The sequence below is a fragment of the Streptomyces sp. NBC_01296 genome, assembly GCF_035984415.1.
Classification (GTDB): domain Bacteria; phylum Actinomycetota; class Actinomycetes; order Streptomycetales; family Streptomycetaceae; genus Streptomyces.
On the sequence record NZ_CP130720.1, the window covers coordinates 3,778,415 to 3,797,749 of the forward strand.

Genomic DNA, 19,335 nt, shown 5'->3' on the forward strand with positions numbered 1-19,335 from the left:
GGGACGCAACCCGCGTGAACTGCTGGTCATCGGTCCGGTGGACCGGCGCAAGGCCCTTTCACGTGAGAATGAGAAAGCCAATACGCATAACAAACCAGCAGGATACCCAAGCAGACCCGTACGGGTCAAAACGCGGTCCGCGATGCCGATTCTGCTGGCGTCGCGGCGCACTCCGGTTCGGTCCTGGGTGGGGACCCCGCAGTTGTTACGGGCTCCAGAGTAACCCGACCTGAGCGCAGCGCACGACGCGCCAGCACAATCGCGACTCCGCAGAGGGTGGCGCAGTCCTTGAAGGCGCGCCGCTTGTGGGCCAGCTCCGAGGGCCACGGCAGCAGCGCCACCTGGGGCGTCAGGGCCAGCCAGAACCAGGGCGAGCGGGGCATCGACCCCGGCCGCACCGCCGAGGCCAGCAGCAGCGGCAGCACCACCAGCAGGTAGTGGTCGAAGGACGGCCGCGAGACCAGGAATGCGGCGAGCATCACCATGCAGGCCGTCTCCGCGAGCCTCAGCTCTCCCCCGTCCGTCTCCTCCCCCGTGCGCCGCCACCGCGTCCAGGCGGCCCACAGCCCCGCCCCGGCCCCCGAGAAGGCCACCAGCACCGCCACCGGCTCCGGCACCCCCAGCCGGGGCAGCACCGCAATGGGCGAGGCGTCCCAGGGCAGCGCGTACGCGTCCTGCCCGTTGAGCAGGAACGGCAGGGTCTTGGTGAAGAACAGCGACGGGCTCGGCATCAGCAGCGCGCCCGCCAGCGAGAGCCCCAGCGGCACCAGCACGGCTGCGGTCAGACCCCGCCACCGCCGCGCCATCACGAACAGCAGCCCGACCGGCACCAGCATCGGCTTGCAGGCGATCGCCAGCCCTATCACCAGCCCGGCCGACCCCCAGCGCCGCCGCCGCACGAGCAGCAGCGCCACCGGCAGCGCGGCCGCCGAGATCGCCGTCCAGTTGCCGATCAGCACGAGGTTCACGTACGGCTTGTAGGCCAGGGCCAGCGCCGCGAACCCGACGACGGCGAAGCGCGAGCGCAGCGGGACCGAGAACATCCGCAGCGCGGCCAGCCACCCGATGCCCAGCAGCCCGGACATCGCGACCGGCAGGGTCCAGCGCAGCACCGCCGTCGGCAGCAGCGCCTCGGGAACGGCCATCAGGACCGCGCTGGGCAGGTACAGGAAGCGCTTGTCCTCGTACGGCGACCCGCCGGCCAGCAGCGTCTGCGCCGCCTTGACCACAAAGGCGTTGTCGGAGCCCCAGTTCTCCCGCAGGCTCGTGGAGACGCAGACCCCCAGGACCACGGCGAGGGAGACGAGCTGCCAGGGCCGGGACGCGGGCCGCAGCAGCCAGTCGAGCAGCCGGTTGCCGGCGCCGTGGTGCTCCCGCTTCATGAGCCAGATGCCAGGCCACAGGCCCACAACGCCTCCCCCTCACTCCGACCGAGGGGGCGGTCTCCCCCTAGCGCTTCCGCTCGACCCTACGTTCGTCCCAAACGGGTTCCTGAGACCCGTCCCCACCGCCGCCCTCGCACCCTTCGGCCCCGGGGGGCCTCAGCGGCTTCGGACGGCTGCGACGGACTCTGTCCGTCGAACCGGGCCGAACACCCGTCTCAGCGGCGGCGCTCGACGCGTCGCTCGTCCCAAACGGGTTCCTGAGTCTCTCGCACAACACCGTCGGAACCGAAGACCAGGAAACGGTCAAATGTCCGCGCGAACCACCGGTCGTGCGTGACGCACAGCACAGTGCCCTCGTACGACTCCAGGCCGTCCTGCAGCGCCTCCGCGGACTCCAGGTCCAGGTTGTCCGTGGGCTCGTCCAGCAGCAGCGCCGTGGTGCCCGCCAGCTCCAGCAGCAGGATCTGGAAACGCGCCTGCTGGCCGCCCGACAGCTTCTCGAACGGCTGGTCCCCCTGGCGCTCCAGCTCGTACCGGCGCAGGACGCCCATCGCGGCGCCGAGCGGCTTCGCGGCCTCCGTCCACAGGATGTCGACCAGGGTGCGGCCGAACAGCTCGGGGTGCGCGTGGGTCTGCGCGAAGTGTCCGGCGACCACCCGGGCACCCAGCTTGAAGTCGCCCGTGTGCTTGACGTCCTCGCCCGCCAGCAGCCGCAGGAAGTGCGACTTCCCGGAACCGTTCGAGCCGAGCACCGCGACCCGCTCCCCGTAGAAGACCTCCAGCGAGAACGGCTTCATCAGGCCCGTGAGCTCGAGGTTCTCCACGGTCAGCGCGCGCACGCCGGTCCGGCCGCCCTTCAGGCGCATCCGGATGTCCTGCTCGCGCGGCGGCTCCGGCGGCGGGCCCGCCTCCTCGAACTTCTGGAAACGCGTCTGCATCGCCCGGTAGCGCGAGGCCATGTCGGGGCTGCTCGCCGCCTGGTTGCGCAGCCGCAGGACCAGCGCCTTCAGACGGGCGTGCTCCTCGTCCCAGCGCCGCTTGAGCTCCTCGAAGCGCGCGAAGCGCTCCTTGCGGGCCTCGTGGTACGTGCCGAAGCCAGAGCCGTGCACCCAGACGTCGGTGCCCATCGGGCTCGGCTCCAGGCTGATGATCTTCTCGGCGGCCGTGGACAGCAGCTCCCGGTCGTGCGACACGAAGAGCACGGTCTTGCGGGTGGCCTTGAGCTGCTCCTCCAGCCACCGCTTGCCCGGGACGTCCAGGTAGTTGTCCGGCTCGTCGAGCAGCAGCACCTCGTCCGGCCCGCGCAGCAGGGCCTCCAGGACCAGCCGCTTCTGCTCACCGCCCGACAGCGTGCGCACCTCGCGGAACTGCGCGGCGTCGTACGGGACGGCCAGCGCGGCCATGGTGCAGACGTCCCACAGGGTCTCCGCCTCGTAGCCCTGGACGTCGGCCCAGTCGCTGAGCGCCTGCGCGTACGCCATCTGGGCGGCCTCGTCGTCCACCGTCATGATCAGGTGCTCGGCGTGGTCGACGGCCTTCGCGGCGGCCCGGAGCCGGGGCTGGGCCACGGAGACCAGCAGGTCCCGTACGGTCGTCTCGTCCCGTACGGAGCCCACGAACTGCGACATCACGCCGAGGCCGCCGCTGACGGTGGTCCCGCCGCCGTGCGGCTGGAGGTCACCGGAGATCAGCTTCAGCAGGGTGGTCTTGCCGGCCCCGTTCGCCCCGACGAGGGCGACCACCGACCCCTCCCCCACGCGGAAGGAGACGTCGGGGAGCAGGACCCGCCCGTCGGGAAGGTAGTACTCCAGGTGGCTGGCTTCGAGATGTCCCATGCCGGGCATTGTCCAGGCCCGGCGCCGATCCGCCCAAACGGATAAGCAGCCGGTCAGCAGCAGCCGGCGCCCGGGAGGGTGCGCATGTTGCGCGCTTCCTTGCTGCGGGCGGCCAGCAGCTCGTCCGCCGGGTAGCCGACCTCCTCCAGGGTGAGCCCGTGCGGCTTCACGACGTGCACCGAGGAGTCCCGTACGGCGGCCCGCAGGACCTTGCCGGGCCAGTCGGTCGGCCGGTGCCCGTCCCCGACGTGCAGCAGGGCGCCGACCAGCGAGCGGACCATGTTGTGGCAGAAGGCGTCGGCGCGGACGGTCGCCGTGATGATCCCGTCCTCGGCGCGCTCCCAGCTGAGCTGCTGGAGGGTGCGGATGGTCGTGGCGCCCTCGCGCTTCTTGCAGTACGCGGCGAAGTCGTGCTCGCCGAGCAGCGGGGCGGCGGCCTCGTTCATGGCGTCCACGTCCAGGGGCCACTGGTGCCACAGCACGTGCCCGCGGCGCAGCGGGTCGACGCCGCCCTGGTGGTCGCCGACGCGGTACGCGTAGCGCCGCCAGATGGCGGAGAAGCGCGCGTTGAAGCCCTCGGGGGCCTCGGCGGCCTTCCACACCCGTACGTCGTGCGGCAGCCGGCCGGCGAGGCGGCGCAGCAGCTTGTCGTGGTGCTCGGCCCACACCTCCTCGGCCAGGTCGAACTGGGCGACCTGCCCGCGGGCGTGCACGCCCGCGTCGGTCCGCCCGGCCACGGTCAGCTCGACCGGGTCCGGCAGCCGCATCACGGTCTGCAGGGCCGACTCCAGCTCGCCCTGCACGGTCCGCAGCACGCGCTGCTTCGCCCAGCCGGAGAAGTCCTTCCCGTCGTACGACAGGTCCAGCCGTACCCGGACGTGCCCGGGCTCCACCTCGTCACTCACGCGACAGATCCTCTCAGAAGCTCAAGAACGTCAGGAAACGCAGAACGGGCCCGCCCCGGGAAGGGGCGGGCCCGTTCAGAGCCGATCAAGCAAGCTCGATCCCGAAGCGGGATCAGGCCTCCTTGGTCTCCTCGGCGGGGGTCTCGACAGCCTCCGCCTCCTTGACCGCACGCTTGGTGGCGGCCTCGGCCTCACCGGTGGCCTGCTGGGCGACCGTAAGGGCCTCGACCAGCTCGATCACGGCCATCGGGGCGTTGTCGCCACGACGGTTGCCGATCTTGGTGATGCGCGTGTAACCACCGGGGCGGTTCTCGTAGCGCGGGGCGATCTCGGTGAACAGCGTGTGCACGATGCTCTTGTCCGTGATCGTCTGCAGCACCAGGCGACGGTTGTGGATGTCGCCCTTCTTGGCCTTGGTGACCAGACGCTCGGCGTAGGGACGCAGGCGACGGGCCTTGGCCTCGGTGGTGGTGATGCGGCCGTGCTCGAAGAGCGCCTTCGCGAGGTTCGCGAGAAGGTGCTTCTCGTGCGCGGCGCTGCCGCCCAGACGGGCACCCTTTGCGGGACGCGGCATGGTGTTACTCCTTCATATCTGCACCGGCCGTGTCAGGTACCGGTGTCAGTTCCCCCGGGGCGGCTGCCCCGGGAAAGTCTTTTCTTAGTACTGCTCGGTCTCGACGAAACCGGCGTCCGCGTCGTCGTCGGCGCCGAAGGCGTCGGCGGCGGCGGTCGGGTCGAATCCGGGCGGGCTGTCCTTGAGGGCCAGGCCCATGCCGGCCAGCTTCGCCTTGACCTCGTCGATCGACTTCGCACCGAAGTTGCGGATGTCGAGCAGGTCGGCCTCGGAGCGGGCGACGAGCTCACCCACGGAGTGGATGCCCTCGCGCTTGAGGCAGTTGTACGACCGAACGGTGAGCTCGAGCTCCTCGATCGGCAGCGCCAGATCGGCGGCCAGGGCGGCGTCCGTCGGGGACGGGCCCATGTCGATGCCCTCGGCGTCGATGTTGAGCTCGCGGGCCAGACCGAACAGCTCGACCAGGGTCTTGCCGGCGGACGCCATGGCGTCACGCGGGCGCATGGCCTGCTTGGTCTCGACGTCGACGATCAGCTTGTCGAAGTCGGTGCGCTGCTCGACTCGGGTCGCCTCGACCTTGTAGGTGACCTTGAGGACCGGGCTGTAGATGGAGTCGATCGGGATGCGACCGATCTCCTGGCCCAGCTGCTTGTTCTGGACGGCGGAGACGTAGCCGCGACCGCGCTCGACGGTCAGCTCCATCTCCAGCTTGCCCTTGCCGTTGAGCGTGGCGAGGACCAGGTCCGGGTTGTGCACCTCGACACCGGCCGGGGGCGCGATGTCGGCAGCGGTGACCAGGCCGGGACCCTGCTTGCGCAGGTACATCACGACCGGCTCGTCGTGCTCCGAGGAGACGACCAGCTGCTTGATGTTGAGGATGATGTCGGTGACGTCTTCCTTGACACCGGGCACGGTGGTGAACTCGTGCAGGACGCCGTCCACGCGGATGCTGGTGACAGCGGCACCCGGGATCGAGGACAGGAGCGTGCGGCGCAGCGAGTTGCCGAGGGTGTAGCCGAAGCCCGGCTCGAGCGGCTCGATCACGAACCGCGAGCGGTACTCGTCGACGACCTCTTCGGTCAGCGAAGGACGCTGAGCGATAAGCATGTCTGTGTTCCTTCAGTCGTGGACGCCCACTATTTGACGCCCGACATGTACTGCTGGGTACTGCAAGGGTACGGGCGGCACGGCCCCCGAAGGGGTCGTACCGCCCGGACACTCAAAGACGCACAGGCGTCGCTGCGTCAGACGCGGCGGCGCTTCGGCGGGCGGCAGCCGTTGTGCGGGGTGGGGGTGACGTCCTGGATCGAGCCGACCTCGAGGCCGGTGGCCTGGAGGGAGCGGATCGCGGTCTCACGGCCGGAGCCGGGACCCTTGACGAAGACGTCGACCTTGCGCATGCCGTGCTCCTGCGCGCGACGGGCGGCCGACTCGGCGGCCATCTGCGCGGCGAAGGGGGTGGACTTGCGCGAGCCCTTGAAGCCGACGTGGCCGGCGGAGGCCCAGGAGATCACGTTGCCCGAGGGGTCGGTGATCGAAACGATGGTGTTGTTGAACGTGCTCTTGATGTGGGCGTGCCCATGAGCGACGTTCTTCTTTTCCTTGCGGCGCACCTTCTTGGCAGCGCCCTGACGACCCTTGGGGGGCATCTAAATCTCCTACGGGAGGTGGTCGGTCCTACAGCGCAAGACCGCTGAACAGGACTACTTCTTGCCCGGCTTCTTCTTACCGGCGATCGCGCGACGCGGGCCCTTGCGGGTACGCGCGTTCGTGCTGGTGCGCTGGCCGTGCACCGGCAGGCCACGACGGTGGCGGATGCCCTGGTAGCACTGGATCTCGATCTTGCGGCGGATGTCGCCCTGGATCTCGCGGCGGAGGTCACCCTCGGTGCGGAGGTTGGCGTCCACGTACTCGCGGATCTTGACCAGGTCCTCTTCGGCCAGGTCACGAACGCGGGTGTTCGGGTTCACACCGGTGGCCGCAAGGATCTCCTTGGACCGGGTGCGACCGACACCGAAGACGTAGGTGAGTGCGATCTCCACGCGCTTTTCGCGCGGGATGTCAACACCGGAAACGCGTGCCATTCAATGGCTCCTGTGTGTTCGGGGGTCTTCCGCAGAACCACTCCCGACCGCCGACCACACCTGATGGGTGGTGGTACGTCCGGGTCCCCGGCCCCCGCCGGAGGTGCCGCCGGCCCTTCTCAAGGCTGGGCGGATTCTGCGTATGTACGTTTTCTTACGTCGCGCGAAGAACTGCGTAGTGCAGGTCGGTCGGCGTGCGTCAGCCCTGGCGCTGCTTGTGGCGCAGGTTGTCGCAGATGACCATGACCCGACCGTGACGGCGGATCACCTTGCACTTGTCGCAGATCTTCTTGACGCTCGGCTTGACCTTCATGTTGGTGAGGTTCTCCGGGTCAGTGCCACCACCCGCGCCGGGACTAGATGTCCAGGCCGGAGTGAAGACAAGATCTACTTGTATCGGTAGACGATCCGGCCACGCGTCAGGTCGTACGGAGACAGCTCCACAACGACCCGGTCATCCGGGAGGATGCGGATGTAGTGCATACGCATCTTGCCGCTGATGTGCGCGAGGACCTTGTGACCGTTCTGCAGTTCCACCTTGAACATCGCGTTCGGGAGGGACTCGATCACGGTGCCCTCGATTTCGATGGCACCTTGCTTCTTGGCCACGCTTCGCCCTTCGAATCGGCTACCTTGATCAGCTCCCTGCTTCACATGAGGACATGCGGGTGCAAAGGAGCCGACGAGTCAGTCTACGTCAGGGCACCCAGAAAGACGAATCCGGAAAGTTTGCCCCACAGCGTAGATCATTAACCGAGGGGGTCGGGCGCCGTCGTCACGCCGTACTCCGCCAGCTTCGCCTTGCCGCAGTCCGGGCTGGTCAGGACGATGGGCCCGGCCTCCGTCAGGGCGATGGAGTGCTCCCAGTGCGAGGACCAGGTGCCGTCCGTCGTGATGACCGTCCAGTCGTCCGCCAGGACCTCCGTCTGGGCGGTGCCCAGGGAGACCATCGGCTCGATCGCCAGGCAGACGCCCGGGACCAGCTTGATGCCCTTGCCCCGCTTGCGCGAGACGTAGTTCAGCAGGTGGGGGTCCATGTGCATCTCGGACCCGATGCCGTGGCCGCCGTAGTCCTCGATGATCCCGAACTTGCCGAGGCTGTGGTCGCCGGTGCTCGGGCGGGGCTGCCGCTTGATGTACGTCTCGATCGCCTTCGAGATGTCCACGAGGCGGTTGCCGAGCTTCATGGCGGCGATGCCGGCCCACATGGACTCCTCGGTCACCCGGGAGAGCTCCACGAGCTCCGGAGCGTGACCGGTGCCCACGAAGGCCGTGTACGCGGCGTCGCCGTGCCAGCCGTCGACGATCGCGCCGGCGTCGATCGAGATGATGTCGCCGTCCTTGAGGACCGTCTTGTCGTCCGGGATGCCGTGGACGACGACCTCGTTGACCGAAGTGCAGATCGTCGCGGGGAAGCCGCCGTAGCCGAGGAAGTTCGACTTGGCCCCGGCATCCGCGATGACCTTGCGGGCCACCATGTCCAGATCCCGCGTCGTGGCGCCCGGCACGGCCGCCTCACGGGTCGCCGCGTGGATCGCGGCGACGACCAGCCCTGCCTCTCGCATTTTCGCGATCTGCTCGGGGGTCTTGATCTGGACCATGGGAAGTGCCTTCCACCTTCGGATCTGCGTGTTCAGGTCGTCTCAACAGTACGGCCGCGGGGTCCTGGGGACACCGCGGCCGTACTGCACGAAACAGGGGTACTACTTCTTGAGGGCGTCCATCGCGCGCTGCGTGACGTCCGCGACCTCACCGAGGGCCGGGATGGTCACCAGCAGGCCCTGGGCCTTGTAGTAGTCGATGATCGGCTCGGTCTGCGTGTGGTAGACCTCGAGCCGGTTGCGCACCGTGGCCTCGGAGTCGTCGTCACGCTGGTACAGCTCGCCACCGCAGGAGTCGCAGACGCCCTCGGCCTTCGGCGCCGCGTACACGACGTGGAAGACGTGTGCAGAGTCGTTGCGGCAGATCCGGCGGCCGGCGATGCGCTTGACCACCTCGTCCTCCTCGACCTCGAGGTCGAGGACGGCGTCGAGCTTCATGCCCGCCGTCTGCAGCATCTCGTCCAGCGCCTCGGCCTGCGAGACGTTGCGCGGGAAGCCGTCCAGCAGGAAGCCGTTCGCGGCGTCCGGCTGCTCCATCCGGTCCTTGGCCATGCCGATGGTGATCTCGTCGGGGACGAGGTCACCGGCGTCCATGAACGCCTTCGCGCGCTGGCCCAGCTCGGTGTTCTTGCTGATGTTGGCGCGGAAGAGGTCGCCCGTGGAGATGTGCGGGATCGACAGGTTCTTCGCAAGGAACGCGGCCTGCGTTCCCTTGCCCGCACCGGGCGGTCCGACGAGGACGATTCGCATCAGCGGAGGAACCCTTCGTAATTGCGCTGCTGGAGCTGGCTCTCGATCTGCTTCACGGTTTCCAGACCCACACCCACGATGATGAGGATGCTCGTCCCGCCGAACGGGAAGTTCTGGTTCGCTCCGAAGCCGGCCAACGCCATCGTCGGCACAAGAGCGATGAGACCCAGGTACAGCGACCCCGGCCAGGTGATCCGGTTGAGCACGTAGCTCAGGTACTCGGCGGTGGGTCGACCGGCACGGATACCCGGGATGAACCCACCATACTTCTTCATGTTGTCTGCAACTTCCTCGGGGTTGAACGAAATCGCCACGTAGAAGAACGCGAAGAAGACGATCAGGAGGAAGTAGGCGGCGATGTAGTACGGGTGGTCGCCCTTGACGAAGTGCTTCTGGATCCAGGTGGCCCAGCCGGCGGTCGAACCGCTGAACTGCACGATCAGCGCCGGGATGTACAGGAGCGACGAGGCGAAGATGACCGGGATGACACCGGCCTGGTTCACCTTGAGCGGGATGTACGTCGAGGTGCCCCCGTACGCACGGCGGCCGATCATGCGCTTCGCGTACTGGACCGGAATCCGCCGCTGCGCCTGCTCGACGAAGACCACCAGGGCGACCATGGCCAGGCCGACGAGGATGACCACGCCGAACTCGACCCAGCCGTCGGCGATCTTGCCCTGGAGCTTGATCTGCCACAGGGCGCCCATGAAGCCGGCGGCGATGGAGATGAACATCAGGATCGACATGCCGTTGCCGATGCCGCGGTCGGTCACGAGCTCACCGAGCCACATGACGACGCAGGTACCCGCGGTCATCGTGATGACCATGACGATGGTGGTGAAGATCGACCGGTTCGGGACGATCTGGCTGGCGACCTGGCAGCCCTGGAACAGGGCACCAGTGCGGGCAGTGGCGACGAGGCCGGTGCCCTGCAGGATCGCGAGTGCGACCGTCAGATAGCGCGTGTACTGAGTGATCTTCGCCGTGCCGGACTGACCCTCTTTTTTGAGGTTCTCCAGCTTCGGGATGACCACGGTCAGCAGCTGCAGGATGATGCTCGCCGTGATGTACGGCATGATGCCGAGCGCGAAGATCGTGATCTGCAGCAGCGCACCGCCGCTGAACATGTTGACGAGACCGAAGAGGCTGTTGCTGCTTCCGGCCTGGTCGACACAGATCTGAACGTTCTTGTAGCTCACGCCGGGTACCGGGATGTGGGACCCGAGCCGGAACAGCATGATGATGCCGAGCGTGAAGAGCAGCTTCTTGCGCAGGTCGGGCGTCTTGAACGCCCGGGCGAACGCGGTGAGCACGGTGCCTCCTGCGACCCCCGCGCTACTGCGTCAGAGGTGACGGTCTGAGGGATCGGTGAATACGTACAAGCAAAGGTGCAGGCCACCTTACCGGCGACTGCGCCCCCCGTGGAACGACCAACCGGGGATGCCCCATATGTGAGGCATCCCCGGTCGGGTTTCTAGCTATTTGTCACAAGAGTTTGTCTTAGACAAGCTCGGTGACGGTGCCGCCGGCAGCGGCAATCTTCTCCTTGGCGGAGGCGGAAACGGCGTCAACCGAAACCGTCAGCGCCACGGAGATCTCGCCCTGGCCCAGGACCTTGACGAGGCTGTTCTTGCGAACCGCGCCCTTGGCGACCAGGTCGGCCACCGTGACCTCTCCACCCTCGGGGTAGAGAGCGCCGAGCTTGTCCAGGTTCACGACCTGGAACTCGGTGCGGAACGGGTTCTTGAAGCCCTTGAGCTTCGGCAGGCGCATGTGGAGGGGCATCTGCCCACCCTCGAAGCGCTGCGGGATCTGGTAACGGGCCTTCTGGCCCTTCGTACCACGACCGGCCGTCTTACCCTTCGACGCCTCACCACGACCGACACGGGTCTTCGCGGTCTTGGCACCGGGGGCGGGACGGAGGTTGTGGGCCTTCAGCGGGCTGTTCTCAGCCATGATTAGTCAACCTCCTCAACCGTCACGAGGTGGCGGACGGTCTGCACCATTCCGCGGAACTCGGGGCGGTCCTCCTTGACGACGACGTCGTTCAGGCGCTTGAGCCCGAGCGAACGCAGCGTGTCGCGGTGGTTCTGCTTGCTGCCGATGTACGACTTCGTCTGCGTGATCTTGAGGCGAGCCATTACGCACCCGCCCCGGCACGTGCACGAAGGAGAGCCGCGGGGGCGACGTCCTCGAGGGGCAGACCACGGCGAGCCGCGATCTCCTCGGGACGCTGCAGGCCCTTGAGGGCCGCCACGGTCGCGTGCACGATGTTGATCGCGTTGGAAGAGCCGAGCGACTTCGACAGGATGTCGTGAACGCCGGCGCACTCCAGAACGGCGCGCACCGGGCCACCGGCGATAACACCGGTACCGGGGGAAGCCGGCTTCAGCAGCACGACGCCCGCAGCACGCTCGCCCGTGATCGGGTGAGGAATGGTGCCCTGGATACGCGGGACCTTGAAGAAGCTCTTCTTGGCTTCCTCGACGCCCTTGGCGATGGCCGCGGGAACTTCCTTGGCCTTGCCGTAACCGACACCTACAGTGCCGTCACCGTCGCCCACCACGACCAGCGCGGTGAAGCTGAAGCGGCGACCACCCTTGACAACCTTGGCGACGCGGTTGATCGCGACAACGCGCTCAACGTAAGCGGTCTTCTCGGCGGCAGGGCCACCGTCGCGACCCTTCCGGTCCCGCCGCTCGCCGCCACCGGCACCGCTTCCGCGGCGCTGGGGTCCAGCCATTGGATTACCTCTCTCTGTTACGTCCGTGAGTCCCGGAACCGGGGCTTAGAACTTCAGCCCGGCTTCGCGGGCGGCGTCAGCCAGAGCGGCAATGCGCCCGGCGTATCGGTTGCCACCGCGGTCAAAGACAACGGTCTCGACGCCGGCAGCCTTCGCACGCTCGGCCACGAGCGCGCCGACGGCCTGGGCCTGGGCGCTCTTGTCGCCTTCGCCACCGCGGATCGAGGTGTCCAGGGTCGACGCGGACGCCAGGGTGTGACCCTGGAGGTCGTCGATGACCTGAGCAACGATGTTGCGGTTGGAACGCGTCACGACGAGGCGCGGACGCTCCGCCGTACCCGACACGTTCTTGCGAATGCGGATGTGGCGGCGAGCCTTGGCAGCGCGCTTGTACGCGTCGCCCTTGGCGATCTTCACACCGTATGCCATGGCTACTTACCAGCCTTTCCGACCTTGCGGCGGATGACTTCGCCGGCGTACTTGACACCCTTGGCCTTGTACGGGTCGGGCTTCCGCAGCTTGCGGATGTTGGCGGCGACCTCGCCGACCTTCTGCTTGTCGATGCCCTCGACCGTGAACTTGGTGGGCGACTCGACCTTGAAGGAGATGCCCTCGGGCGCCTCGATCAGGATCGGGTGGCTGTAACCAAGCTGGAACTCCAGGTTGGAGCCCTTCGCGGCGACGCGGTAACCGACACCGCTGATCTCGAGAGCCTTGACGTATCCCGTGGTCACGCCGGTGATCATGTTCGCCACCAGCGTGCGGGACAGGCCGTGCAGGGCCTTGTTCTGACGCTCGTCGTTGGGGCGGGTGACGTTCAGAACGCCGTCCTCACCCTTGACGATCTCGATCGGCGCAGCGACGGTGTGCGAGAGGAGACCCTTGGGGCCCTTCACCGCGACCGTGCGGCCATCGATGGTGACGTCCACACCGGCGGGAACCTGGATGGGGAGCTTGCCGATTCGCGACATTGCTTTTCCTCCGTTCCCGACTACCAGACGTAGGCGAGGACTTCCCCACCTACGCCCTTCTTGCCTGCCTGCTGGCCGGTGAGGAGACCGTGGGACGTGGAGATGATCGCCACGCCCAGGCCGCCGAGCACCTTCGGCAGGTTGGTGGACTTCGCGTACACGCGCAGACCGGGCTTCGAGATCCGCTTGATGCCCGCAATGGAGCGCTCACGGTTCGGCCCGAACTTCAGCTCGAGGACGAGGTTCTTGCCGACCTCGGCGTCCTCGACCTTCCAGCCGGTGATGAAACCCTCCTGCTTGAGGATCTCTGCGATGTGCGACTTGATCTTGCTGTGCGGCATCACGACGGTGTCGTGGTACGCCGAGTTAGCGTTACGCAGACGGGTCAGCATGTCTGCGATCGGGTCAGTCATGGTCATGAAGTGGCCTTCGGCCTCTCTCGCCGGGGTTTCCTGTATGCGCCATCCCTCTCCCCACTCAGTGGCGGGACGGGTGCGGTGCGGGGACCTACGGCGTAGTAAGTCGTTATGGACGGCGGACGCCCAACCCCACAAGCCTACGGCATGCGGAGGAGGGCACCCACCGACCAGATGCTTACCGAGAGTCTCTGGTACTTCCCAAGTCCTTGCGGACGGAAGGGAATTACCAGGAGCTCTTGGTCACGCCCGGCAGCTCGCCACGGTGAGCCATCTCACGAAGGCAGACGCGGCACAGGCCGAACTTGCGGTACACGGAGTGGGGACGACCGCAGCGCTGGCAGCGGGTGTACGCACGCACACCGAACTTGGGCTTGCGGGCAGCCTTCGCGATGAGAGCCTTCTTCGCCATCTCGCTTACGCCTCCTTGAAGGGGAAGCCGAGGTGACGAAGGAGCGCGCGGCCCTCAGCGTCGTTGGTCGCCGTGGTGACCACGGTGATGTCCATACCCCGGGTACGGTCGATCTTGTCCTGGTCGATCTCGTGGAACATGACCTGCTCCGTGAGACCGAAGGTGTAGTTGCCACGGCCGTCGAACTGCTTCGGCGACAGACCACGGAAGTCACGGATACGCGGCAGCGCGAGCGACAGCGTACGGTCCAGGAACTCCCACATGCGGTCACCACGGAGGGTGACGTGGCAGCCGATCGGCTGACCCTCACGCAGCTTGAACTGCGCGATGGACTTGCGGGCCTTCGTGACGGCCGGCTTCTGACCGGTGATCGTCGTCAGGTCGCGGATGGCGCCGTCGATCAGCTTGGAGTCGCGGGCGGCGTCGCCCACACCCATGTTGACCACGATCTTCACGAGGCCGGGGATCTGCATGACGTTCTCGTACGAGAACTCTTCACGCAGCTTGCCCGCGATGTCCTCGCGGTACTTCGTCTTGAGACGCGGAGTGGTAGCCATCAGATGTCCTCACCCGTCCGCTTGGCAACGCGGATCTTGTTGCCCTCGTCATCGAAGCGGAAACCGACGCGGGTAACGACCTTCTGGCCGTCCTTCTCCACAACCAGCTGAACGTTGCTGACGTGGATCGGCGCCTCGGTGATCACGATGCCACCGGTCTGCGAGCCACCAGCGGTCTGGCCGGCCTTGGTGTGCTTCTTGACCCGGTTGACACCCTCGACGAGGACACGGTTCTCAGTAGGGATGGCCTGAATGACCTTGCCCTGCTTGCCCTTGTCCTTACCGGTGATGACCTGAACCAGGTCGCCCTTCTTGATCTTCATGCTTACAGCACCTCCGGCGCGAGCGAGATGATCTTCATGAACTTCTTCTCGCGCAGCTCACGGCCCACGGGGCCGAAGATACGGGTGCCACGAGGGTCGCCGTCGTTCTTGAGAATGACAGCGGCGTTCTCGTCGAAGCGGATGTACGAGCCGTCCTGGCGGCGGCGCTCCTTGACGGTGCGAACGATGACCGCCTTGACGACGTCACCCTTCTTCACGTTGCCACCGGGGATCGCGTCCTTGACGGTGGCGACGATGACGTCACCGATGCCCGCGTAGCGGCGACCGGAACCACCGAGAACACGGATGCAAAGGATTTCCTTGGCACCAGTGTTGTCGGCGATACGCAGTCGCGACTCCTGCTGGATCACGTGTATCTCCTGATTTGTCTGCCGGTTCCCGGCGAGGGGTCCGTCACCGGAACCCCTCGCCGAGCCTGGCGGAACTGACCTGAGGGAAACCCCTCAGGTGATTACTTGGCCTTCTCGAGGATCTCGACGATGCGCCAGCGCTTGCTCGCCGACAGCGGACGCGTCTCCATGATGAGGACGCGGTCGCCGACGCCGGCAGCGTTCTGCTCGTCGTGAGCCTTGAGCTTGTTCGTACGGCGGATGACCTTGCCGTACAGCGCGTGCTTCACACGGTCCTCGACGGCGACGACGACGGTCTTGTCCATCTTGTCGCTGACGACGAGACCCTCACGGGTCTTGCGGAAGCCGCGCTCGTTCGTCTCAGTCACGTTCTTCTCGCTCATCAGGCGCTCTCCACCGTCTCGATACCGAGCTCACGCTCGTGCATCAGGGTGTAGATGCGAGCGATGTCCTTACGGACGGACTTGAGCCGGCCGTTGTTCTCCAGCTGACCCGTGGCCGCCTGGAAGCGGAGCTTGAACAGCTCCTCCTTGGCCTCGCGCAGCTTGCCAACGAGCTCCTCGTTGCCGAGCTCACGCAGCTCGGACGCCTTGGTTCCCGTCGCCATCACGACTCACCTGCCTCGCGCCGAACAATCCGGCACTTCATCGGAAGCTTGTGAGCAGCGCGGGTGAGCGCCTCACGAGCAATCTTCTCGTTCGGGTAGGACAGCTCGAACATGACCCGGCCCGGGTGCACGTTGGCGATCCACCACTCGGGAGAACCCTTACCGGAACCCATGCGGGTCTCGGCAGGCTTCTTCGTGAGCGGACGGTCCGGGTAGATGTTGATCCAGACCTTGCCGCCACGCTTGATGTGGCGGGTCATCGCGATACGAGCCGCCTCGATCTGGCGGTTCGTCACGTACGCCGGGGTCAGCGCCTGGATGCCGTACTCACCGAACGAGACCTCAGTACCGCCCTTGGCCATACCGCTGCGCTTCGGGTGGTGCTGCTTGCGGTGCTTGACCCTACGAGGGATCAGCATGTTGGTCAGGCCTCCGTTCCGGTGCTCTCGGCCGGAGCGGCGGCGGGAGCGTCGGCCTTGGGGGCCTCGGCACCAGCAGCCTGCTGCGGCTTGCGGCCACCACGGCCGCCGCGCTCGCCACCACGGCCACCACGGCCGGCGGGACGGTCGCCAGCGCCTGCTGCACCACGGGCCGGGCGGTTACCCGCACGGGCCGCAGCGTTCTCGGCGCGAACCTCGGCGATGTTCTTGACGTCGCCCTTGTAGATCCAGACCTTCACACCGATACGGCCGAAGGTGGTCTTGGCCTCGAAGAAGCCGTAGTCCACGTTCGCGCGCAGCGTGTGCAGCGGCACACGACCCTCGCGGTAGAACTCGGAGCGGGACATCTCGGCGCCGCCGAGACGGCCGCCACACTGGATCTTGATGCCCTTGGCGCCGGCCTTCATCGTGCCCTGCATGCTCTTACGCATGGCGCGACGGAAGGAAACGCGGGAGGAGAGCTGCTCGGCAACGGCCTGGGCAACCAGCTGAGCGTCGAGCTCGGGGTTCTTGACCTCGAGGATGTTCAGCTGGACCTGCTTGCCCGTGAGCTTCTCGAGGTCACCGCGGATGCGGTCGGCCTCGGCGCCACGGCGGCCGATGACGATGCCCGGACGAGCGGTGTGGATGTCCACACGCACGCGGTCACGGGTGCGCTCGATCTCAACCTTCGAGATGCCGGCGCGCTCCATGCCGGACGTCATCATCCGACGGATGGCGACGTCTTCCTTGACGTAGTCCTTGTACAGCTTGTCGGCGTACCAACGCGACTTGAAGTCGGTGGTGATGCCGAGCCGGAACCCGTGCGGGTTTACCTTCTGGCCCATTACCGGGAACCTTCCTTGCTGCTGACGACCACGGTGATGTGGCTGGTCCGCTTGCGGATCCGGTAGGCACGGCCCTGCGCACGCGGACGGAACCGCTTCAGGGTCGGGCCCTCGTCCACGAACGCCTCGCTGATGACCAGCGTGGAGGCGTCCGGGTGGTTGTAGTTGTGTGCGGCGTTGGCAATGGCGCTGTCCAGCACCTTGCCGACCGGCACGCTCGCGGCCTGCGGGGCGAAACGCAGGACCGCCTGAGCCTCCGTGGCATCCATGCCACGGATAAGGTCCACCACTCGGCGGGCCTTCATGGGCGTGACGCGGATGTACCGCGCCTGGGCCCTGGCTTCCATGGTTGTCCCTTCGGTGTAAGTCATAGTCGTAACCACCCCGCCTTTAGCGGCGCTTCGACTTCCGGTCGTCCTTGACGTGGCCGCGGAAGGTGCGAGTCGGCGAGAACTCGCCGAGCTTGTGGCCGACCATCGACTCGGTGACGAACACCGGGACGTGGGTCTTGCCGTTGTGCACCGCGATGGTGTGACCCAGCATGCTGGGGATGATCATCGAGCGACGGGACCAGGTCTTGATGACGTTCTTGGTGCCGGCTTCGTTCTGGACGTCCACCTTCTTTACGAGGTGGTCGTCGACGAAGGGCCCCTTCTTGAGACTGCGCGGCATCTAAACCCGCTCCTAGCGCTTCTTGTTCGTCTTGCGGCGGCGGACGATGTACTTGCTCGAAGCCTTCTTCGGCGAGCGAGTACGACCCTCCTTCTGACCCCACGGGGAGACCGGGTGGCGACCACCACTGGTCTTGCCCTCACCACCACCGTGCGGGTGGTCAACCGGGTTCATCGCGACACCGCGGACGGACGGGCGAACGCCCTTCCAGCGCATGCGGCCGGCCTTGCCCCAGTTGATGTTCGACTGCTCGGCGTTGCCGACCTCGCCGACCGTGGCGCGGCAGCGCGCGTCGACGAGACGGATCTCGCCGGACGGCATGCGGAGGTGGGCCATCGTGCCCTCCTTCGCCAGCAGCTGCACGGAGGCACCGGCCGAACGCGCGAACTTGGCGCCGCCACCGGGACGGAGCTCGATCGCGTGGATCGTGGTACCGACCGGGATGTTGCGAAGCGCCAGGTTGTTACCGGGCTTGATGTCGGCCGTGGGGCCGTTCTCAATCCGGTCGCCCTGCTTCAGAGCCTTCGGCGCGATGATGTAGCGCTTCTCGCCGTCCGCGTAGTGCAGGAGCGCGATGCGCGCAGTGCGGTTGGGGTCGTACTCGATGTGCGCGACCTTGGCCGGCACGCCGTCCTTGTCGTGACGACGGAAGTCGATCACGCGGTAGGCGCGCTTGTGTCCACCACCCTGGTGGCGAACGGTGATCCGACCGGTGTTGTTACGGCCGCCCTTGCTGTGCAGCGGGCGAACCAGCGACTTCTCCGGCGTGGACCGCGTGATCTCGACAAAGTCGGCGACGCTGGAGCCACGACGGCCCGGGGTCGTCGGCTTGTACTTGCGGATACCCATTTCTCAGTCCTCGTCCGATTCCGGACGACTAGACCTCCGTTAGGAGGCCTGGCCGCCGAAGATGTCGATTCGGTCGCCCTCAGCGAGGGTCACGATGGCGCGCTTGGTGTCAGCGCGCTTGCCAAAACCGGTCTTGGTGCGCTTGCGCTTACCCTGACGGTTGATCGTGTTGACCCCGGTGACCTTGACCCCGAAGACCGCCTCGACGGCCTGCTTGATCTGAGTCTTGTTGGAGCCGGGCGCGACGATGAACGTGTACTTGTTCTCGTCCAGCAGCGCGTAGCTCTTCTCCGAGACAACCGGCTTGATCAGCAGGTCGCGCGGGTCAGTGAAGGTCTTGCTGGTAACGGTCGCCTCAGACATCAGGCGTCGCTCCCTTCGGTCTCATCGGCCTTGGGGCCAGACACGAAGGACTCGAAAGCGGCCTGAGTGAAGACCACGTCGTCAGAGACGATCACGTCGTACGTGTTCAGCTGGCCCGGCTCCAGGATGTGAACCTGGGGCAGGTTGCGGGCGGACAGCCACGCGGCCTCGTCGGCGCGCTCGACGACCAGGAGCAGGTTCTTGCGCTCCGAGATCTTGCCGAACAGCGTCTTGGCGGCCTTCGTGGAGACGGCACCCTCGACCACGCCGGTGACGACGTGGATGCGGGAGTGACGCGCACGGTCCGAGAGGGCACCGCGGAGGGCGGCGGCCTTCATCTTCTTCGGGGTCCGCTGGGAGTAGTCACGCGGCTGCGGGCCGTGGACAACGCCACCGCCGACGAACTGCGGGGCTCGGGTCGAACCCTGACGCGCGCGGCCGGTGCCCTTCTGGCGGTACGGCTTGCGGCCACCACCACGGACTTCGCCACGACGCTTGGTCTTGTGCGTGCCCTGACGGGCAGCAGCCAGCTGGGCGACAACGACCTGGTGGATCAGCGGAACGCTGGTCTTCGCGTCGAAGATCTCCGCGGGGAGCTCGACGGTACCGGCCTTGTCGCCTGCCGGCGAAAGGATGTCAATGGTGCTCAT

31 protein-coding genes are annotated in these 19,335 nt (G+C 66.7%); all 31 read right to left on the minus strand.

The annotated features are described in order from the left end of the window. Positions 1-125: 125 nt before the first annotated feature. Positions 126-1,382, minus strand: coding sequence for a glycosyltransferase family 87 protein (locus OG299_RS16760; protein ID WP_327361902.1), 1,257 nt, complete (start codon positions 1,380-1,382; stop codon positions 126-128). Between the two features lie 218 nt (positions 1,383-1,600). Beyond that, positions 1,601-3,220 carry an ABC-F family ATP-binding cassette domain-containing protein gene (locus OG299_RS16765; RefSeq protein WP_389869254.1) on the minus strand — a complete coding sequence of 540 codons (1,620 nt, stop codon included), beginning with the start codon at positions 3,218-3,220 and terminating at the stop codon, positions 1,601-1,603. Positions 3,221-3,273: 53 nt separating this feature from the next. Continuing rightward, positions 3,274-4,125 carry a tRNA pseudouridine(38-40) synthase TruA gene (truA, locus tag OG299_RS16770; RefSeq protein WP_266626424.1) on the minus strand — a complete coding sequence of 284 codons (852 nt, stop codon included), beginning with the start codon at positions 4,123-4,125 and terminating at the stop codon, positions 3,274-3,276. A gap of 112 nt (positions 4,126-4,237) precedes the next feature. Then, on the minus strand, positions 4,238-4,699 hold the full coding sequence (gene rplQ, locus OG299_RS16775; RefSeq protein WP_030154710.1) for a 50S ribosomal protein L17: 462 nt from the start codon (positions 4,697-4,699) through the stop codon (positions 4,238-4,240). 84 nt (positions 4,700-4,783) lie between these two features. Then, positions 4,784-5,806: a DNA-directed RNA polymerase subunit alpha gene (locus tag OG299_RS16780; RefSeq protein WP_008739666.1), complete on the minus strand. Its 1,023-nt coding sequence runs from the start codon at positions 5,804-5,806 to the stop codon at positions 4,784-4,786. Between the two features lie 137 nt (positions 5,807-5,943). Beyond that, positions 5,944-6,348: a 30S ribosomal protein S11 gene (gene rpsK / locus OG299_RS16785; protein ID WP_003956432.1), complete on the minus strand. Its 405-nt coding sequence runs from the start codon at positions 6,346-6,348 to the stop codon at positions 5,944-5,946. A 54-nt stretch (positions 6,349-6,402) separates the two neighbouring features. Continuing rightward, positions 6,403-6,783, minus strand: a complete 381-nt coding sequence (rpsM, locus tag OG299_RS16790) for a 30S ribosomal protein S13 (RefSeq protein WP_069921529.1) — start codon at positions 6,781-6,783, stop codon at positions 6,403-6,405. A 199-nt stretch (positions 6,784-6,982) separates the two neighbouring features. Then, entirely contained in the window at positions 6,983-7,096 is a 114-nt protein-coding gene (rpmJ, locus tag OG299_RS16795; RefSeq protein ID WP_003956441.1) for a 50S ribosomal protein L36, read from the minus strand. 74 nt (positions 7,097-7,170) lie between these two features. After that, positions 7,171-7,392, minus strand: coding sequence for a translation initiation factor IF-1 (infA, locus tag OG299_RS16800; RefSeq protein ID WP_003956442.1), 222 nt, complete (start codon positions 7,390-7,392; stop codon positions 7,171-7,173). A gap of 140 nt (positions 7,393-7,532) precedes the next feature. Continuing rightward, positions 7,533-8,384: a type I methionyl aminopeptidase gene (gene map, locus OG299_RS16805; RefSeq protein WP_266626426.1), complete on the minus strand. Its 852-nt coding sequence runs from the start codon at positions 8,382-8,384 to the stop codon at positions 7,533-7,535. Positions 8,385-8,486: 102 nt separating this feature from the next. Continuing rightward, positions 8,487-9,134, minus strand: coding sequence for an adenylate kinase (locus tag OG299_RS16810; RefSeq protein WP_266626428.1), 648 nt, complete (start codon positions 9,132-9,134; stop codon positions 8,487-8,489). Then, positions 9,134-10,447 (minus strand): preprotein translocase subunit SecY, encoded by a 1,314-nt coding sequence (gene secY, locus OG299_RS16815; RefSeq protein ID WP_266626430.1) that lies wholly within the window; start codon positions 10,445-10,447, stop codon positions 9,134-9,136. The genes OG299_RS16810 and secY overlap by 1 nt, the downstream gene beginning before the upstream one ends. A gap of 187 nt (positions 10,448-10,634) precedes the next feature. Next, positions 10,635-11,090 carry a 50S ribosomal protein L15 gene (rplO, locus tag OG299_RS16820; RefSeq protein ID WP_030154704.1) on the minus strand — a complete coding sequence of 152 codons (456 nt, stop codon included), beginning with the start codon at positions 11,088-11,090 and terminating at the stop codon, positions 10,635-10,637. A gap of 2 nt (positions 11,091-11,092) precedes the next feature. Next, a complete protein-coding gene (rpmD, locus tag OG299_RS16825; protein WP_053682614.1) occupies positions 11,093-11,275 on the minus strand; it encodes a 50S ribosomal protein L30 in 183 nt (60 codons plus the stop codon). Further along, complete coding sequence (rpsE, locus tag OG299_RS16830; RefSeq protein WP_073912880.1) at positions 11,275-11,877, minus strand: 30S ribosomal protein S5; 603 nt, start codon at positions 11,875-11,877, stop codon at positions 11,275-11,277. The genes rpmD and rpsE overlap by 1 nt, the downstream gene beginning before the upstream one ends. Before the next feature lie 45 nt (positions 11,878-11,922). Beyond that, positions 11,923-12,306, minus strand: a complete 384-nt coding sequence (gene rplR / locus OG299_RS16835) for a 50S ribosomal protein L18 (RefSeq protein ID WP_008739696.1) — start codon at positions 12,304-12,306, stop codon at positions 11,923-11,925. Positions 12,307-12,308: 2 nt separating this feature from the next. Next, entirely contained in the window at positions 12,309-12,848 is a 540-nt protein-coding gene (gene rplF / locus OG299_RS16840) for a 50S ribosomal protein L6 (RefSeq protein WP_266626432.1), read from the minus strand. A 20-nt stretch (positions 12,849-12,868) separates the two neighbouring features. After that, entirely contained in the window at positions 12,869-13,267 is a 399-nt protein-coding gene (gene rpsH / locus OG299_RS16845) for a 30S ribosomal protein S8 (RefSeq protein WP_007265911.1), read from the minus strand. A 223-nt stretch (positions 13,268-13,490) separates the two neighbouring features. After that, positions 13,491-13,676 (minus strand): type Z 30S ribosomal protein S14, encoded by a 186-nt coding sequence (locus OG299_RS16850; protein WP_003956452.1) that lies wholly within the window; start codon positions 13,674-13,676, stop codon positions 13,491-13,493. A 5-nt stretch (positions 13,677-13,681) separates the two neighbouring features. Next, positions 13,682-14,233, minus strand: a complete 552-nt coding sequence (gene rplE, locus OG299_RS16855; protein ID WP_030154702.1) for a 50S ribosomal protein L5 — start codon at positions 14,231-14,233, stop codon at positions 13,682-13,684. Beyond that, complete coding sequence (gene rplX, locus OG299_RS16860; protein ID WP_266626434.1) at positions 14,233-14,556, minus strand: 50S ribosomal protein L24; 324 nt, start codon at positions 14,554-14,556, stop codon at positions 14,233-14,235. Before rplX ends, rplE begins: the two co-directional genes overlap by 1 nt. 2 nt (positions 14,557-14,558) lie before the next feature. Next, positions 14,559-14,927: a 50S ribosomal protein L14 gene (gene rplN / locus OG299_RS16865; RefSeq protein WP_008739701.1), complete on the minus strand. Its 369-nt coding sequence runs from the start codon at positions 14,925-14,927 to the stop codon at positions 14,559-14,561. Positions 14,928-15,028: 101 nt separating this feature from the next. Beyond that, positions 15,029-15,310: a 30S ribosomal protein S17 gene (gene rpsQ / locus OG299_RS16870; protein ID WP_030026328.1), complete on the minus strand. Its 282-nt coding sequence runs from the start codon at positions 15,308-15,310 to the stop codon at positions 15,029-15,031. Next, entirely contained in the window at positions 15,310-15,534 is a 225-nt protein-coding gene (gene rpmC, locus OG299_RS16875) for a 50S ribosomal protein L29 (protein ID WP_008739703.1), read from the minus strand. Before rpmC ends, rpsQ begins: the two co-directional genes overlap by 1 nt. Continuing rightward, positions 15,534-15,953, minus strand: a complete 420-nt coding sequence (rplP, locus tag OG299_RS16880; protein WP_112447745.1) for a 50S ribosomal protein L16 — start codon at positions 15,951-15,953, stop codon at positions 15,534-15,536. The genes rpmC and rplP overlap by 1 nt, the downstream gene beginning before the upstream one ends. Before the next feature lie 5 nt (positions 15,954-15,958). Next, a complete protein-coding gene (gene rpsC, locus OG299_RS16885) occupies positions 15,959-16,801 on the minus strand; it encodes a 30S ribosomal protein S3 (RefSeq protein ID WP_266626437.1) in 843 nt (280 codons plus the stop codon). After that, positions 16,801-17,148, minus strand: coding sequence for a 50S ribosomal protein L22 (rplV, locus tag OG299_RS16890; protein WP_037792011.1), 348 nt, complete (start codon positions 17,146-17,148; stop codon positions 16,801-16,803). The genes rpsC and rplV overlap by 1 nt, the downstream gene beginning before the upstream one ends. 43 nt (positions 17,149-17,191) lie before the next feature. Then, entirely contained in the window at positions 17,192-17,473 is a 282-nt protein-coding gene (gene rpsS / locus OG299_RS16895; RefSeq protein ID WP_008739713.1) for a 30S ribosomal protein S19, read from the minus strand. A 12-nt stretch (positions 17,474-17,485) separates the two neighbouring features. After that, on the minus strand, positions 17,486-18,322 hold the full coding sequence (gene rplB / locus OG299_RS16900) for a 50S ribosomal protein L2 (RefSeq protein ID WP_008739715.1): 837 nt from the start codon (positions 18,320-18,322) through the stop codon (positions 17,486-17,488). Between the two features lie 39 nt (positions 18,323-18,361). Then, a complete protein-coding gene (rplW, locus tag OG299_RS16905) occupies positions 18,362-18,685 on the minus strand; it encodes a 50S ribosomal protein L23 (protein WP_030154694.1) in 324 nt (107 codons plus the stop codon). Beyond that, positions 18,685-19,335, minus strand: a complete 651-nt coding sequence (gene rplD, locus OG299_RS16910) for a 50S ribosomal protein L4 (protein WP_266626439.1) — start codon at positions 19,333-19,335, stop codon at positions 18,685-18,687. The genes rplW and rplD overlap by 1 nt, the downstream gene beginning before the upstream one ends.